Consider the following 14,317-nt stretch of genomic DNA (forward strand, 5'->3'; position numbering starts at 1 on the left):
GCGACGCCGCGTCATAAAGCAGCGAATCGCTCGCTAGAATGAACGAATCAGCCGCTGTCATGTGACTGCCATCGAATGTCGTCACAATCGGCCGTCCCGCGCCGCGACCGTCATCGCGACGGCGGCAGCCCAAGAACGCCACGGAGCCCCTCATGAACACGACGGAAAAGCAGCGCCGTTTCCACGCCGACATCATCGACAGCTACGACGAAGAGTTCGAGATGGAGATCGACGATCGCTTCCTGGACGGCGAATCGACTTTCTCCGATGAAGAGCGTCAGTTACGCAAGACCTATTTTCGCGAGCTGTTTCGCTTGCAAGGCGAACTCGTGAAGCTGCAGGACTGGGTCGTGCACGAGGGGCATCGGCTCGTGGTGCTGTTCGAGGGACGCGATGCGGCGGGCAAAGGCGGCGCGATCAAGCGCATCACGCAACGGCTGAATCCGCGCGTGTGCCGCGTGGCCGCCCTGCCCGCGCCGAACAATCGCGAGCGCACGCAATGGTATTTCCAGCGCTACGTGTCGCATTTGCCGGCGGCGGGCGAGATCGTGCTGTTCGATCGAAGCTGGTATAACCGCGCGGGCGTCGAGCGCGTGATGAACTTCTGCACGGACGAAGAGTATGAGGAATTCTTCCGCTCGGTTCCCGAGTTCGAGAAGATGCTCGTGCGAAGCGGCATTCAGATCGTGAAGTACTGGTTCTCGATCACCGACGACGAACAGGAAGTGCGCTTCCAGGCGCGTATCGAAGATCCTTTGAAGCAGTGGAAACTGAGCCCGATGGACCTGGAGAGCCGCCGCCGATGGGAGGCCTACACGGCGGCCAAGGAAGTGATGCTTCAGCGCACGCACATTCCCGAAGCGCCGTGGTGGGTCGTGCATGCCGTCGACAAGAAACGTGCGCGCCTGAACTGCATTCATCACTTGCTGAGTCAGGTGCCGTATCACGATGTCGAGCATCCGCCGATCGAACTGCCCGACCGCGTGTTCAACCCCGATTATTTGCGCCAGCCCGTGCCGGATGAGATGTACGTTCCCGAAGTGTATTGAGGTCGATAGCGCGGCGCGCGTCAGCAGCAGTTGTTGCAGGGCAGATGCTTCACGCTCGCGCCATTGCGCTGACGCGAAACCGCATGACGCAGCGCGAACTGATATGCGTGCTGCGAACCTCTCAATACCATCACGAACATTACTTGCGCGAGATTGAAGTCGAGCGTGACCATCAGGCGCGTCAACAGTAGCAGTGGCAACACCACCGCCGGCTGATACAGTTGTTTTGCGATCAAGTCTTTCATCATCGGCTCCCTATCCCATGATTGAAATTCTATGGATTCGAGCCGTGCGGATAAACGCCCCGCAGGTGAAGACATATGTTCCGGGAGGCGAACAATCGAGCTGTCATCGATGCGCGCCCCGAGAAAAAATGGCCCTGCGCGATGCAGGGCCATCTTCATGCTACTTCTGCGCGAGACTCGGCTCGGGCACCGGCGTGGGCTTCGCATCGCCCCAGCCGCCGCCCAGTGCGCGGATCAAATTCACCGTCGATACCGCCTGCGTGCCCCGCAACTGCACCGAGGCGCGCTGCGTCTGCAATACGGTGCGCTCCGCATCGATCACGTCGAGGTAATTCACCGCGCCTTCGGTGTACTGCGTGCGCGACAACTGCGCGGCACGCACCGACGCCTTCACTGCATCGTCCTGCGTCGCGGTCTGATCTTCGAGGATGCGCAGATCCGACAGATTGTCCTCGACCTCGCGGAACGCAACGAGCACCTGCTGACGATAGTTCGCCGAATCCTCTTCATATATCGCGCGCGCATTCGCGAGATTGCCCTTGCGACGGCCGCCATCGAAGATCGGGATATTCAGCGCCGTACCCGCGAACGGCCCGAGCAGGAATGTGCGGCTCGACCACTTGAAGAGATCGCCGAGCGTCGCGGATTCGAAGCCGCCCGAGCCCGTCAACGTGAGCGACGGGAAGAACGCCGCCTTCGCCACGCCGATACGCGCATTGGCCGCAGCCATCGCGCGTTCCGCCGCCGCGACATCGGGACGACGTTCGAGCAGCGCCGAAGGCAAACCGGGCGGCACGCGCACCGTTACCGGCTTGAGCGGATTCGCGGCCATCGTGAATTCGGCGGGCGACTTGCCGAGCAATACCGCGAGACTATGTTCCGATGCCGCGCGCAGACGTTGCACCGTCATCGCATCCGAACGCGCTGTCGCGAGCTCGGACTTCGCGCGGGCCACGTCGAGTTCGCTGATATCGCCTTCGGTGTAGCGGCGTTGCACGAGCTTCAACGCTTCCTCGCGTAGCTGCACGGTGCGCGTGAAGACATCGCTTTCCGCATCGAGCTCGCGCAGATTGAAGTAGTTCTGCGCGACGTCAGCCTGCAATGCCAACTGCACCGAACGGAACAACGCCTCGCTTTGCTGCGTGTCCGCGTTCGCGGCTTGCACCGAGTTCGACACGCGGCCGAACAGATCGACTTCATACGACACGCTCGCCTGCGCGCGCCACAGCGTTTGCGCAGGCACGTTGCCATCGGCGGGCAGGAACTGCGATGCCGGCGAGAACTTCTCGCGCGTCGGGCCGAAGCCCGCATCGAGCGTCGGGAACAAGCCCGCCCGCGCCGTCTGGTTGATCGCGCGCGCTTCCTTCACGCGCGCGGCCGCCGCCTTCAGGTTCTGGTTCGCGTCCTGCGCCTGCTTTTCCAGATCGTTGAGCGTGGCGTCGTCGAAGATCGTCCACCATTCGCCGCGCATCATCTCTTCGGACGGCTGCGCGGTCTTCCACGTACCCGCTTCCGATGCATCGAGCGTCTTTTGCGGCGTTTCCTTGTAGGCGGACGGCGCATTGACGTCGGGCTTCTCGTAGGTCGGCGCGAGCGAGCAGCCCGCGACCAGCAACAACGACGCCATCAGACTCGATAAAACATGCAGCTTATTCATCATTCACCTCACTGCGCTTCGACCGAAGCACCAATACCGCGCATCTGCGGATGCGTGCCGTGCTTGTCCGTTACGTGCTCGGTGCGCGAGAGCTTGCGCAGGATCACGTAGAACACCGGCGTCAGCATCAGGCCGAAGAGCGTCACGCCCAACATGCCGAAGAACACCGCCACGCCCATTGCATGACGCATTTCCGAACCCGCGCCCGTCGACAGCACGAGCGGCACCACACCCATGATGAACGCGATGGACGTCATCAGAATCGGGCGCAAACGCAGGCGGCTCGCTTCTATCGCGGCCTGCACGATCGTGCGTCCTTGCATCTCCAGTTCGCGTGCGAACTCGACGATCAGAATCGCGTTCTTCGCCGACAAGCCCACGAGCACCATCAAACCGATCTGCGTGAAGATGTTGTTGTCGCCATCGGTGAGCCATACGCCGACCAGCGCGGACAAAATACTCATCGGCACGATCAGAATGACCGCGAGCGGCAGCGTCAGGCTTTCATACAACGCGGCGAGCACGAGGAACACGAGCAGCACGCTGATCGGGAAGACCCACAGCGCAGCGTTGCCCGCGAGGATCTGCTGATACGTGAGATCGGTCCATTCGAACTTGATCCCGCGCGGCAGCACTTCGGCCGCGATGCGTTCCGCCGCCGCCTGCGCCTGGCCCGATGAATAGCCGGGCGCAGGACCGCCGTTGATATCGGCGGCGGTATAGCCGTTGTAGCGCACGACCATCTCCGGACCATACGTCGGCGTCACCTTCACGAGCGACGACAAGGGCACCATGTCGCCATTCGCGTTACGCGTCTTCAGCAAGCCGATGTCTTCCGGATTCGCGCGGAACGGCGCATCCGCCTGCACGCGCACCTGATACACGCGTCCGAAGCGATTGAAGTCGTTCACGTAGAGCGAGCCGAGATACACCTGCATCGTGTCGAAGACGTCCGTCACCGAGACGCCCAGCTGCTTCGCCTTCACGCGATCCAGATCGACGTTCAACTGCGGCACGTTGATCTGATAGCTCGAGAACGTCGGTCCAAGCTCGGGCGTTTGCGATGCGCGCTTGATGAACGCCTGGGTCGCATCGGCGAGTGCCGCATAGCCGAGCGCGCCGCGATCTTCGAGCTGCATCTTGAAGCCGCCGAGCGTGCCGAGACCGAGCACCGGCGGCGGCGGGAACACGGCGATGAACGAGCCCTTGATGCCCGCGTACTTCTGATTCAGCGCGCCGGCAATCGCGCCTGCGGACAGCGCCTTGTCATGCACGCGCTCCTTGAAGGGCTTCAGCGTGACGAACACGATGCCCGCGCTCGACGAGTTCGTGAAGCCATTCACCGACAAGCCCGGAAACTCCACCGCGCTTTCCACGCCCGGCTGCTTCAGCGCGATATCCGACATCTGACGGATCACGCCTTCGGTGCGATCGAGCGATGCGCCGTTCGGCAACTGCGCGAAGCTGATGAGGTACTCCTTGTCCTGCGCGGGCACGAAGCCGCCCGGCACGATCTTGCCCATCAGCACCGCGCCGCCGAGCAGCACGGCATACACGACCATCATCAATGCCTTGCGGTTGATGACGCTCTTCACGCCCTTGCCGTACGCATCCGAACCGCGATGAAAGACCTTGTTGAAGCCGCGGAAGAAGCCGCCGAACACGCGGTCCATGCCTCGCGTGAGCCAGTCCTTCGGCTCGTCGTGGCCTTTCAGCAGCAGCGCGGCGAGCGCCGGCGACAGCGTCAGCGAGTTGAAGGCCGAGATCACCGTCGAGATGGCGATGGTCATCGCGAACTGCTTGTAGAACTGGCCCGTGAGACCCGACATGAACGCGAGCGGCACGAACACGGCAACGAGCGTCAATGCAATCGCGATGATCGGCCCGCTCACTTCGCGCATCGCCTGATACGTCGCTTCTCTCGCCGATAACCCCGCTTCGATGTTGCGCTCGACGTTCTCGACGACCACGATCGCATCGTCGACGACGATACCGATCGCAAGCACCATCCCGAACAATGACAACGCGTTGATCGAGAATCCGAATGCAAGCAGCAGCGAGAATGTGCCGACGATCGACACCGGCACCGCGAGCAGCGGGATGATCGACGCGCGCCACGTTTGCAGGAACACGATCACGACGAGCACCACCAGCGCGATCGCCTCAGCGAGCGTGTGAATCACGGCTTCGATACTGGAGCGCACGAACTGTGTCGGGTCATAGACGATCTCGTATTCGAGACCCGCGGGCATGTCCGCCTTCAGTTCCTTCATCGTCTTGCGGACTTCGTCGGAAATCTGCAGCGAGTTCGCGCCCGGTTGCTGATTGATTGCGATTGCAACTGCCGACTTGTTGTCGAGCAACGAACGCAGACCATATTCCGATGCAGCCAGCTCGACGCGCGCGACATCGGAGAGATGCGTGACCGCGCCATCGGGCGACGTCTTCAGCACGATGTCGCGAAACTCCGACTCGTTCTGCAAGCGGCCGCGCGCATTCACGTTCAGTTGCAGCGGCACGTTCGGCAGCGTCGGCGATCCGCCGATCACGCCCGCCGCGACCTGCACGTTCTGCTCGCGGATCGCGTTGACGACATCGGTCGCGGTCATGCCGCGCTGCGCGACCTTTTGCGGATCGAGCCACACGCGCATCGAGTAATCGCCCGAGCCCCACAGCTGCACTTCGCCCACGCCCGCGATGCGTTCGAGCCGGTCCTTCACGTTGATCAGCGCGTAATTGCGCAGATACGTCATGTCGTAACGGCCGTTGGGCGAATTGAGGTGAACGACCATCGTCAGCGTCGGCGACGATTTGATCGTCGTCACGCCGAGACGCTGCACGTCCTGCGGCAGACGCGGCAATGCCTGGTTCACGCGGTTCTGCACGAGCTGCGTGTTCTTGTCCGGATCGGTGCCGAGCTTGAACGTTACGGTCGTCGTGAGATTGCCGTCGCTGTTCGCTTGCGACTGCATGTAGAGCATGTCCTCGACGCCGTTGATCTGCTCTTCGAGCGGCGAGGCCACGGTCTCCGCGATCACCTTCGGGTTTGCGCCGGGATACTGCGCATGCACGACGACCGAAGGCGGCACGACTTCCGGATATTCGGAGATCGGCAGCTTGAACATCGCGATGACGCCCGCCAGCAGCACGACCACCGATAGCACGCCCGCAAAGATCGGGCGATCGATGAAAAATTTGGATATGTTCATGACGAGTTCTGTCTGTTGCGGATGACGCGCATCACTGTGCGGATGCCGTCTTCACGGCGGGCGCTTTGTCGTCGTCATTCATCGCGACGTTGTTGGCCTTGATCACATCGTTGGGACGCACGCGCTGCAGGCCGTTGACGACGATGCGCTCGCCCGGCTGCAAACCCTTCGAGATCACGCGCAGGCCTTCATGCGTCTGACCCAGCGTGACTTCGCGATACTGCACGCGGTTGTCCTTGTCGACGACCATCACGTACTTCTTGTCCTGATCGGTGCCGATCGCTTCGTCTTCCACGAGCACGGCCGGATGCGGCGAGCCGCCGCCGACCTTCACGCGTGCATAGAGCCCGGGCACGAGCGTGCCGTCGGGATTGTTGAAGCGCGCACGCACGCGGATGGTGCCGGACGTCGTATCGAGCCGGTTATCGACGGAATCGACGACGCCTTCGCGCGAATAGCCATCTTCGTTCGCGAGACCGAGCGACACCGGCACCGTGCTGCCCGCATCGCGGCCGAGATAGCGCAGATACGTCTGTTCATCGACATCGAAGGATGCGTAGATCGGCGATACGGAAACAAGCGTCGTGAGCAAAGGCGCATTCGCCCCCGTCGACACGATGTTGCCCACAGTAAGTTCCGCGCGCGACACGCGGCCCGACACCGGCGCGACGATATGCGTGTACGCGAGATTGATCTTCGCGGCTTCGAGCGCAGCCTGCGCGGCCTTCAGGTTGGCGACGGCCTCGCGCGCAGCGTTCTGTTTCTCGTCGTAGTCGCGCTTGGCGATCGCGTTGTCGGCGAGCAGGCGTTCGGCGCGCGCCGCATCCGTCGACGTATAACCATTGCGCGCCTGCGCCGCCGCGAGCTGCGCCTGAGCGCGGTCCACTTCGGCTTCGTAAGGACGCGGATCGATCGTAAAGAGCGCATCGCCCTTCTTCACGAGCTGGCCGTCCTTGAAATGCACCGCGACGATCGTGCCGGGAACGAGCGGACGAATGTCGACGTGATCGACCGCTTCGAGCCTGCCCGAATAGCTTTGCCAGTCGGTGATGGTCTTCGACACGACCGCTGCGACGTCCACTTCCGTTGCAGTCGGGCTGTGCGCGGCGGCTTTGGCTTCGTTGATCGCCGAATCGCCGTGGCCGCGCAAGGCGGTATAACCGCCCGCGCCGGCGACGATCAGCACCGCGCCTAGCGCGGCGTAGATGCGTTTGCGAGTGAATGACATGGTGAAGGCTCCGGTTAGCGTTGAGATTGTTGTTGTGTGATGCGTGGCTGGCGTGCCGAATCTTGCGGTTATCTTTCGCGCTTACTTCGCGCTTACTTCGCGCGTGCGAGGCGCTTCCTGAAGAACGCGACGACATCCGCGAGCGCTTCGGGATGCGCGGCGAGCGCCTGGTGCGAGGTCTTGCAATGACGCGTGACTTCGGTCGGCACACCCGCTGCGATCAATTCGCCCGCGTATTTCTCGGCCTCGATATGCAGCAGATCGTGCTCGGCGCTCGCGATCATCGCGGGCGGCAATCCGCCGAGACGTCGCGATTCGAGCGGCGCGGCGTACGGATGCAGACGTTGCGACGGATTCGGCAGATACGCGCGATACCACTGCGCGCATTCGCATGCTTCGAAATCGGGGCACAGCACTTTGCGTTCGTCGGCGAGGCGCGTCATGCTCGGGTCGAGCAACGGCGCGAGCAGCGCTTGCGCGGACATGCGAATATCGCCGCGATCGCGCGCGATGGCCGCGACGCAGGTCGCGAGATTGCCGCCCGCGTCATGGCCCACGACGCCGATGCGCTGCGGGTCCGCGCGCTGCGAACGCGCATGCGCGACGGCCCATTGCGCGGCGCGATAGCCGTCTTCGGGCGCGGCGGGAAACGGAAACTTCGGCGCGAGCGAATAGCCGACGGACACGACCCACGCGGGTGTATCGCGCGCGATCGTCGCTGCTGCGATATCCGCGTCGTCGAGTCCGCCACGAATGAATCCGCCGCCGTGGAAGTAAAGAACGATGGGCAGGATCGTGCCGTCCGATGCGGGACGATAGCTGCGCAGCGTGATCGGCTGCGCGTGTCCCGTGATGTGCACATCTTCGATGCACAAGCGCGGACTCGACTCCAGATCCAACAGTGTTGCCATGGTTATTCTCGGTGCGAGGCCCATGCTGCAAGGCCTTCACGCATAAGTTGCGATGCTGCGAATTCTGGAGGCCGCGCCTTTTTTAATAAATGCCTATAATCCGGCAACACAATTCGGTCGCACCGAACAATCGTGGTTATCCCTCGCGATTGTTCTTCCGTCATTCTTTAGCGCGCGCTTAAATAGTTGCATCGCTAAGTAAAGAAGGTGAGAGAACATGGATCGGCTTCAGGCAATGCAGGTCTTCACTCGCGTCGTCGACACCAACAGCTTTTCCCGCGCAGCGGACACGCTCAATCTGCCGCGCGCCTCGGTCACGACGATCATCCAGAATCTGGAAGCGCATCTGAACGTGCGGCTGCTTCAGCGCACGACGCGCAGGCTCAATCTCACGCCGGACGGCGCAGCGTATTACGAGCGCTGCGTACGCATCCTCGCGGACATCGAAGAAGCGGAAGGCTCGTTTTCGAACAACGGGAAAGGCCCGCACGGCAAGTTGCGCGTGGACATGCCCGGCGCGATCGGGCGGCTCATCGTGATGCCGCAGCTATGCGATTTCCACACGCGCTATCCGGAAGTCGAACTGATGATGGGCTTCGGCGACAAGCCGGTCGATCTGATTCAGGAAGGCGTCGATTGCGTGATTCGCGTGGGCACGCTGCAGGATTCGAGTCTCGTCGCGCGCCGCATCGGCGTGTTTCAGGGCGTGACGGTGGCCGCGCCCCAATATCTGGAACGCAACGGCACGCCGAAAACCATCGACGATTTGCAGAATCACACGGCGGTGAATTATTTTTCGAGCCGCACGGGCCGCATCATGGACATGGATTTCGTCGTCGACGATGAAACCATCGAAGTGAAGATGCGCGGCATGATCGCGGTGAACGACGCCGAAGCGTATCTGAGCTGCGGCCTGAAGGGCGTCGGCATCATCCAGGTGCCGCGCTTCATGGCGCTGCCGCATCTGCGCGCGGGCGAGCTCATCGAAGTGCTGCCGCAATGGAATCCGCTGCCGATGCCTATTTCCGCGGTGTATCCGCATAACCGGCATCTGTCGCCGAAGGTGCGCGTGTTCGTCGACTGGGCCGCGGAGTTGTTCGAGCGCTGCCCGTTGCTGCAAGGTCAGAAGGATGCAGAGGAACGCTGCCTGCCGACGAGCACGCCGTCGCCGACCATCGTGCGGCATGGCACGCCGGAAGTCGCGGGCACCGAGGACATAGTTGCATAGCTAAGCATCTGCCGAGAGGCGGCCACGGAAAACAAATCATGAACAATGAGATTACCGTGCGCCGCCTCGGCGCGAATGAAGTCACGCGGTATATCGAAGCGCTGGCGGACGTGCTCATCGATTGCGTCGAAGGCGGCGCGTCGGTCAGTTTCATGTTGCCTATTTCGCGCGCGACCGCCGTCGAATTCTGGACGCGCGTCGCCAATGGCGTCGTGCGCAACGAACGCATCCTGCTCGTTGCAGAGAGCGCGGACGGGCATGTGCTCGGCACGGTGCAGGTCGTCATCGATCAGCCGGAAAATCAGCCGCATCGCGCCGATATCGCGAAGATGCTCGTCGCGCGCCGCGCGCGACGCCGTGGCATTGCACAGCATCTGATGAGCGCCGCCGACGATGCCGCGCGTGCAGCCGGCAAGTCCGTTCTCGTGCTCGATACCGTCACCGGCGGCGATGCAGAACGTCTCTACCAACGCGCCGGATGGCAGCGTGTCGGCGTCGTGCCGAACTACGCCTTGATGCCCGACGGCACGCTCTGCGGGACTACGTTCTTCCATAAGCAGCTTGCCTAGCGCGCCCTGCAAACGCCCACGCATCAAGCCTCTGCGCGATTATTCGCCGAAATCGATAAATCTATTCGCTGATACGGCATTTATCCGCCGGTATCGCGCGGCTACATTCAATCCCAACGCAGCACGCTCAACGCCGAATGCAATCCGCATTTGCCCGCACGCTGCATCGGAATGAAAGGAGTCGCAAGCATGAAACAACTCATCACGGGGTTTTCTCTCGCAGCCATCTCCGCCGTCGTCACGACGACCGCTTTCGCGGAGAGCGGCCAGGGCATCGGCCACGCAGGCACGTATCAGGTTCAGACGCAAACTCAGGCCAATGCGAGCGATACGCCCAAGACACGAGCGCAAGTGCGTGCCGAACTCGCGGCCGCGTACTCGAACGGCTCGTTGCCGGCATTGAATCGCAACACGTATCCGGATCGCAGCATGTGGGGCGATGCCATCGCCGCGCAAAGCGATCAACGCGCACGCGATGCGGCGCAAGCGGAAGCGCGCAATCGCGGGATCGTCGAATACGCCAATGGCTCGGCGACGCAAGGCAACGTGATCGCGCGTTGATTGCGCGATCGGCAAATGAATCAAGAGGTCATCATGTTCGAAAACACGTCGCTCGATCAGTTCTCGCTTCTCGACGAACTGCCAACGCTCACGCCGGTGTGGCATCCGTTCACGCAGCACAGCGCGCATGAACCGGGCGTTGCACAAGATACGAAGCAGGACAGCACTGAACGCTCGCATTGAGCGTGACAGGAAGGCGCGGACGAATGCCCGCGCCTTTTTTTCAACTCAACCGCACGCGCCGATTTCGCCGCATGCCGTGCAGAAGTCGCAGCCGTCCTTGCGGATCACTGCATTGGCGCCGCATGTCGCACATTTACGGCCGTGCATCAGGGGCAGGCTATGTGGATCGATTTCGCCTTGCGCGGCACCTTCGGATATGTCATCGCGTTCATCGGCTACAGCTACCGGATGCGGCGCGCGATCGGCGCCCTTGCGCGCAAGCACGCGCGACGGTACCTGGTTGCCTTCTGCATCGAGAAAACCGCGTCGATGAAGAATCTGCTGGATCGCATACGCTAGCGCGGCCACTTCCGAATCGTGCCAGCGCGGACTGCGATGTCCGTCGAGCCTTTCGACATCGCCGAGACGCACTTGTCCGCGATCCCACGACACTTTACGCATGTCCTGAAGCGTGCGCGCCGCGAAGCCGCCGCGCGCGGCCAGCGAGATCGAACGCATCGTCGCCGTGATCCATTGCTGTGATTCGTCGCGCTGCCCGGTGGGAATGAAGAACTCGATGGGCCGTTCGATCGTCACGTCCTCGCCGCCGATGCGCCCCGTCACTTCGATGAACGACACCGCCAGATAGAGCGACTTCTTGCCCGCCTGCGTCAGATACTCGACCTTCTCGATGATCGCAGGCAGCTCTCCTTTGGGCCGATGATCGATCGCGATGCGCAACGGATCGAGATCGAGCTCGGGGTCCGGCGAATCGCTCGGCGTTTCGGCAGGCGCGACGGACAGCACCGCGCCCAGCGTCTCGTTGGGCCGATACGTTGCAAGCCCTTTCAAGCCGCGCCGCCACGCTTCGAAATAGAGATCCTGAAACTTGTCGAACGGATAATCGGCGGGCACATTGACGGTCTTCGAGATCGACGTATCGACGAAAGGCTGCACCGCCGCCATCATTTCCATGTGATCGTGCGCGGACATGTCCAGCGCGCTCACGAAGTAGTCGGGCAACGCATTGACATCGCCGCCCATCTCGCGATACAGCCGGTATGCGTGATCTTCGACAGCGAAGGTCTGACGCGAACCGTCGGCCATGCGCTTCGTGCGCTGATACGTCCACGAGAACGCGGGCTCGATGCCATTCGATGCGTTGTCCGCGAACGCGAGGCTCACGGTGCCTGTCGGCGCGATCGAAAGCAGATGGCTGTTGCGAATGCCGTGCTCGCGAATCGCACGCTTGATGTCGTCCGGCAAGCGCGAGGCGAACGTGCCCTCTTGCAGATAATGCTTCGCATCGAAAAGCGGAAACTTGCCGCGCTCCTTCGCGAGCTCGACGGATGCGCGATATGCTTCGTCGCGCATCGTGCGTGCGACGCGCGTAGCGAAATCGCGGCCCTCCTGCGCGTCATAGCGCAAACCGAGCATCACGAGCGTATCGCCGAGGCCCGTAAAGCCCACGCCGATGCGCCGCTTCGCCGCCGCTTCGCGCGCCTGTTCTTCGAGCGGCCAGAGCGTGACGTCGAGCACGTCGTCGAGAAAACGCACTTGGGTGCGCGTCGTGCGCGCGAGGCCGTCCCAGTCGAACGACGGCGCGCCGCCACGGATCTGCGCAAACGGATCGTGCACGAAGCGCGTGAGATTGAGCGGGCCGAGATTGCAGCAACCGTATGCGGGCAGCGGCTGCTCGCCGCATGGATTGGTCGCGCGGATCGACTCGATCGCGCGCAGGTTGTTGTCATCGTTCATGCGCGACATGAACACGACGCCCGGCTCCGCGACATCGTAGGTCGAGCGCATGATCGTGTTCCACACTTCGCGCGCCCGCACTTCGCGATAGACCCACAAGCCATCATCGCGCTGATGCATGTCCGCGGCTGCGCGTTGCGCGGGCGATGGCTCGGCCTTGTGCACGAGCTGCCACGACGCGTCGTCGGCGACGGCCTGCATGAACTCGTCCGTCACCGCGATCGATACGTTGAAATTGTTCCAGCGTCCTTTCGTGTGCTTCGCCGCGATGAATTCGAGCAGATCGGGATGCGTGCAGTCGAGAATGCCCATTTGCGCACCGCGCCGCGCGCCGGCGCTTTCGACCGTGCGGCACGATGCATCGAATACATCCATGTAGCTGCATGGGCCTGACGCCGCCGATCCGGTCGAATGCACACGCGCGCCTCGCGGACGTATGGCGGAAAAGTTATAGCCGACGCCGCCGCCGCGACGCATCGTCTCGGCCGCTTGCAACAGCGCGACGTAGATGCCCGGCAAGCCGTTGCTATCGACGCCCTGTATCGCATCGCCGACCGGCTGCACGAAACAGTTGATGAGGGTCGCATCGATGCCCGCGCCCGCCGCGCTCATGATGCGCCCCGCGCCTAGCGCGCCGCGCTTGAAGTTATCGACGAACTCCGCTTCGATCTTCGCGCGCGTTTCTTCAGGCTCGGCCCGCGCGACACCGCGCGCCACGCGGCGATAAATATCGTCGACGCGAGTCTCGTCGCCCTTGGCGTATTTTTCGAGCATCACGTCGATGGAAAACTGCTGCGGTGCGATAGCGGTGCTGGGATTGTCTTCGGCCATGTCGGTTCCTTGAATCACTGAGGCGGCAGGCGTCGGGGTCGGAAACCCGCTATGCGCCGACGCGTTCCGCCGCAAAGGCAATGCCCGACGATAGCGCGATTTCTCCCCGCTCGCCATCGAGCCGTTAAACTCGCTTGATCGAAACCAGAACAATCAGCCGACCATTCGCATGAACTCGCGCATGAACTCGCGTCATCCGCCGCTCTTCGGCATCTCGGGCCGCTCGGGCCAAGGCAAGACCACGTTGATCGAAGCGCTTCTGCCGTGGCTGCGCGCACGCGGCGTCACCGTCAACGTCATCAAGCACAGTCATCATTCGATCGAGCTCGAACCGCCCGGCAAGGACAGCGCGCGCTTTCGTCGCGCGGGCGCGGGAGAAGTGTTGATCGCATCGCCGTACCGCTATGCGATCGTGCGCGAGTTGAATGGCGACGCAGAGCCGCCGCTGAGCGAACTGGCCGCGCGACTCAGTGACGCGGACCTCGTGATCGTCGAAGGATTCGCGCGCGAAACAATGCCGCGCCTCGAAGTCGTGCGGCCCTCGGCGGGCCGCGATCCGCTTTACAAGAGCGATGTAGAGATAGTTGCAATCGCAACCGATGATGCCGCCGCCCTCGATTCAAACTTGCCGAAGCTCGATCTGAACGACATCGCGAGCATCGGCGCGTTCATTTGCGAGCGCATGGGCATCGCGCTGAACGACTAGTTCGCGGCGAGGCCCTGACGCGCCATCGCGAGCGCTTCTTTCAACACTTCGTTATCGCCGATGTGATTCGCGAGCAGCAACACGAGCTTTGCGTTGAGCATGTGGCTGGCTTCGTCGGAGAGGCCGTTGTGCGTGTCGATGAGGCGCTCGTAGAACGCATCGTGATCGGCGATATTCAGTTCGAGATTGAGCTTCATACGATT

Annotated in this window: 13 protein-coding genes; 6 read left to right on the forward strand and 7 right to left on the reverse strand. The window is 62.3% G+C overall.

The window, feature by feature from the left end:
• Window positions 1–152: 152 nt before the first annotated feature.
• A complete protein-coding gene (ppk2, locus tag NCT05_RS20375; protein WP_008353084.1) occupies window positions 153–1,049 on the forward strand; it encodes a polyphosphate kinase 2 in 897 nt (298 codons plus the stop codon).
• A 20-nt stretch (window positions 1,050–1,069) separates the two neighbouring features.
• On the opposite strand, the gene NCT05_RS37025 is transcribed toward ppk2, so the two are convergent.
• From NCT05_RS37025 to NCT05_RS20400, 5 genes are all read right to left on the reverse strand, one after another.
• The gene (locus NCT05_RS37025; protein ID WP_308196618.1) at window positions 1,070–1,453 is read right to left on the reverse strand and encodes a hypothetical protein; all 384 of its coding nucleotides are present in this window, start codon (window positions 1,451–1,453) and stop codon (window positions 1,070–1,072) included.
• A gap of 1 nt (window position 1,454) precedes the next feature.
• Complete coding sequence (locus NCT05_RS20385; protein ID WP_033537058.1) at window positions 1,455–2,954, reverse strand: efflux transporter outer membrane subunit; 1,500 nt, start codon at window positions 2,952–2,954, stop codon at window positions 1,455–1,457.
• Between the two features lie 5 nt (window positions 2,955–2,959).
• A complete protein-coding gene (locus NCT05_RS20390; RefSeq protein WP_008353078.1) occupies window positions 2,960–6,160 on the reverse strand; it encodes an efflux RND transporter permease subunit in 3,201 nt (1,066 codons plus the stop codon).
• 31 nt (window positions 6,161–6,191) lie between these two features.
• Complete coding sequence (locus tag NCT05_RS20395; protein ID WP_175979449.1) at window positions 6,192–7,388, reverse strand: efflux RND transporter periplasmic adaptor subunit; 1,197 nt, start codon at window positions 7,386–7,388, stop codon at window positions 6,192–6,194.
• A 92-nt stretch (window positions 7,389–7,480) separates the two neighbouring features.
• The gene (locus NCT05_RS20400) at window positions 7,481–8,299 is read right to left on the reverse strand and encodes an alpha/beta hydrolase (RefSeq protein ID WP_008353075.1); all 819 of its coding nucleotides are present in this window, start codon (window positions 8,297–8,299) and stop codon (window positions 7,481–7,483) included.
• 217 nt (window positions 8,300–8,516) lie between these two features.
• Between NCT05_RS20400 and NCT05_RS20405 the strand changes: the two genes are divergently transcribed.
• The 4 genes from NCT05_RS20405 (at window position 8,517) to NCT05_RS20420 (ending at window position 10,840) form a co-directional block, all read left to right on the forward strand.
• Window positions 8,517–9,527 carry a LysR family transcriptional regulator gene (locus NCT05_RS20405; RefSeq protein ID WP_008353073.1) on the forward strand — a complete coding sequence of 337 codons (1,011 nt, stop codon included), beginning with the start codon at window positions 8,517–8,519 and terminating at the stop codon, window positions 9,525–9,527.
• A gap of 38 nt (window positions 9,528–9,565) precedes the next feature.
• Window positions 9,566–10,096: a GNAT family N-acetyltransferase gene (locus NCT05_RS20410; RefSeq protein WP_008353072.1), complete on the forward strand. Its 531-nt coding sequence runs from the start codon at window positions 9,566–9,568 to the stop codon at window positions 10,094–10,096.
• Between the two features lie 189 nt (window positions 10,097–10,285).
• Window positions 10,286–10,657, forward strand: a complete 372-nt coding sequence (locus NCT05_RS20415) for a DUF4148 domain-containing protein (RefSeq protein WP_008353071.1) — start codon at window positions 10,286–10,288, stop codon at window positions 10,655–10,657.
• A gap of 15 nt (window positions 10,658–10,672) precedes the next feature.
• Window positions 10,673–10,840, forward strand: coding sequence for a hypothetical protein (locus NCT05_RS20420; RefSeq protein ID WP_250503047.1), 168 nt, complete (start codon window positions 10,673–10,675; stop codon window positions 10,838–10,840).
• Between the two features lie 45 nt (window positions 10,841–10,885).
• Here NCT05_RS20420 and NCT05_RS20425 read toward each other — a convergent pair whose 3' ends face one another.
• Complete coding sequence (locus tag NCT05_RS20425) at window positions 10,886–13,408, reverse strand: adenosylcobalamin-dependent ribonucleoside-diphosphate reductase (protein ID WP_250503048.1); 2,523 nt, start codon at window positions 13,406–13,408, stop codon at window positions 10,886–10,888.
• Between the two features lie 181 nt (window positions 13,409–13,589).
• Here NCT05_RS20425 and mobB point away from each other — a divergent pair, with 181 nt between their 5' ends.
• The gene (gene mobB / locus NCT05_RS20430) at window positions 13,590–14,114 is read left to right on the forward strand and encodes a molybdopterin-guanine dinucleotide biosynthesis protein B (protein WP_008353068.1); all 525 of its coding nucleotides are present in this window, start codon (window positions 13,590–13,592) and stop codon (window positions 14,112–14,114) included.
• Here the strand turns inward: mobB and NCT05_RS20435 are convergent.
• Entirely contained in the window at window positions 14,111–14,311 is a 201-nt protein-coding gene (locus NCT05_RS20435; protein ID WP_033537076.1) for a DUF2783 domain-containing protein, read from the reverse strand. The genes mobB and NCT05_RS20435 overlap by 4 nt on opposite strands.
• Window positions 14,312–14,317: the final 6 nt, after the last annotated feature.

This window comes from Caballeronia sp. AZ7_KS35, from assembly GCF_023631045.1.
In the GTDB taxonomy this organism is placed as follows: Bacteria; Pseudomonadota; Gammaproteobacteria; order Burkholderiales; family Burkholderiaceae; genus Caballeronia; species Caballeronia zhejiangensis.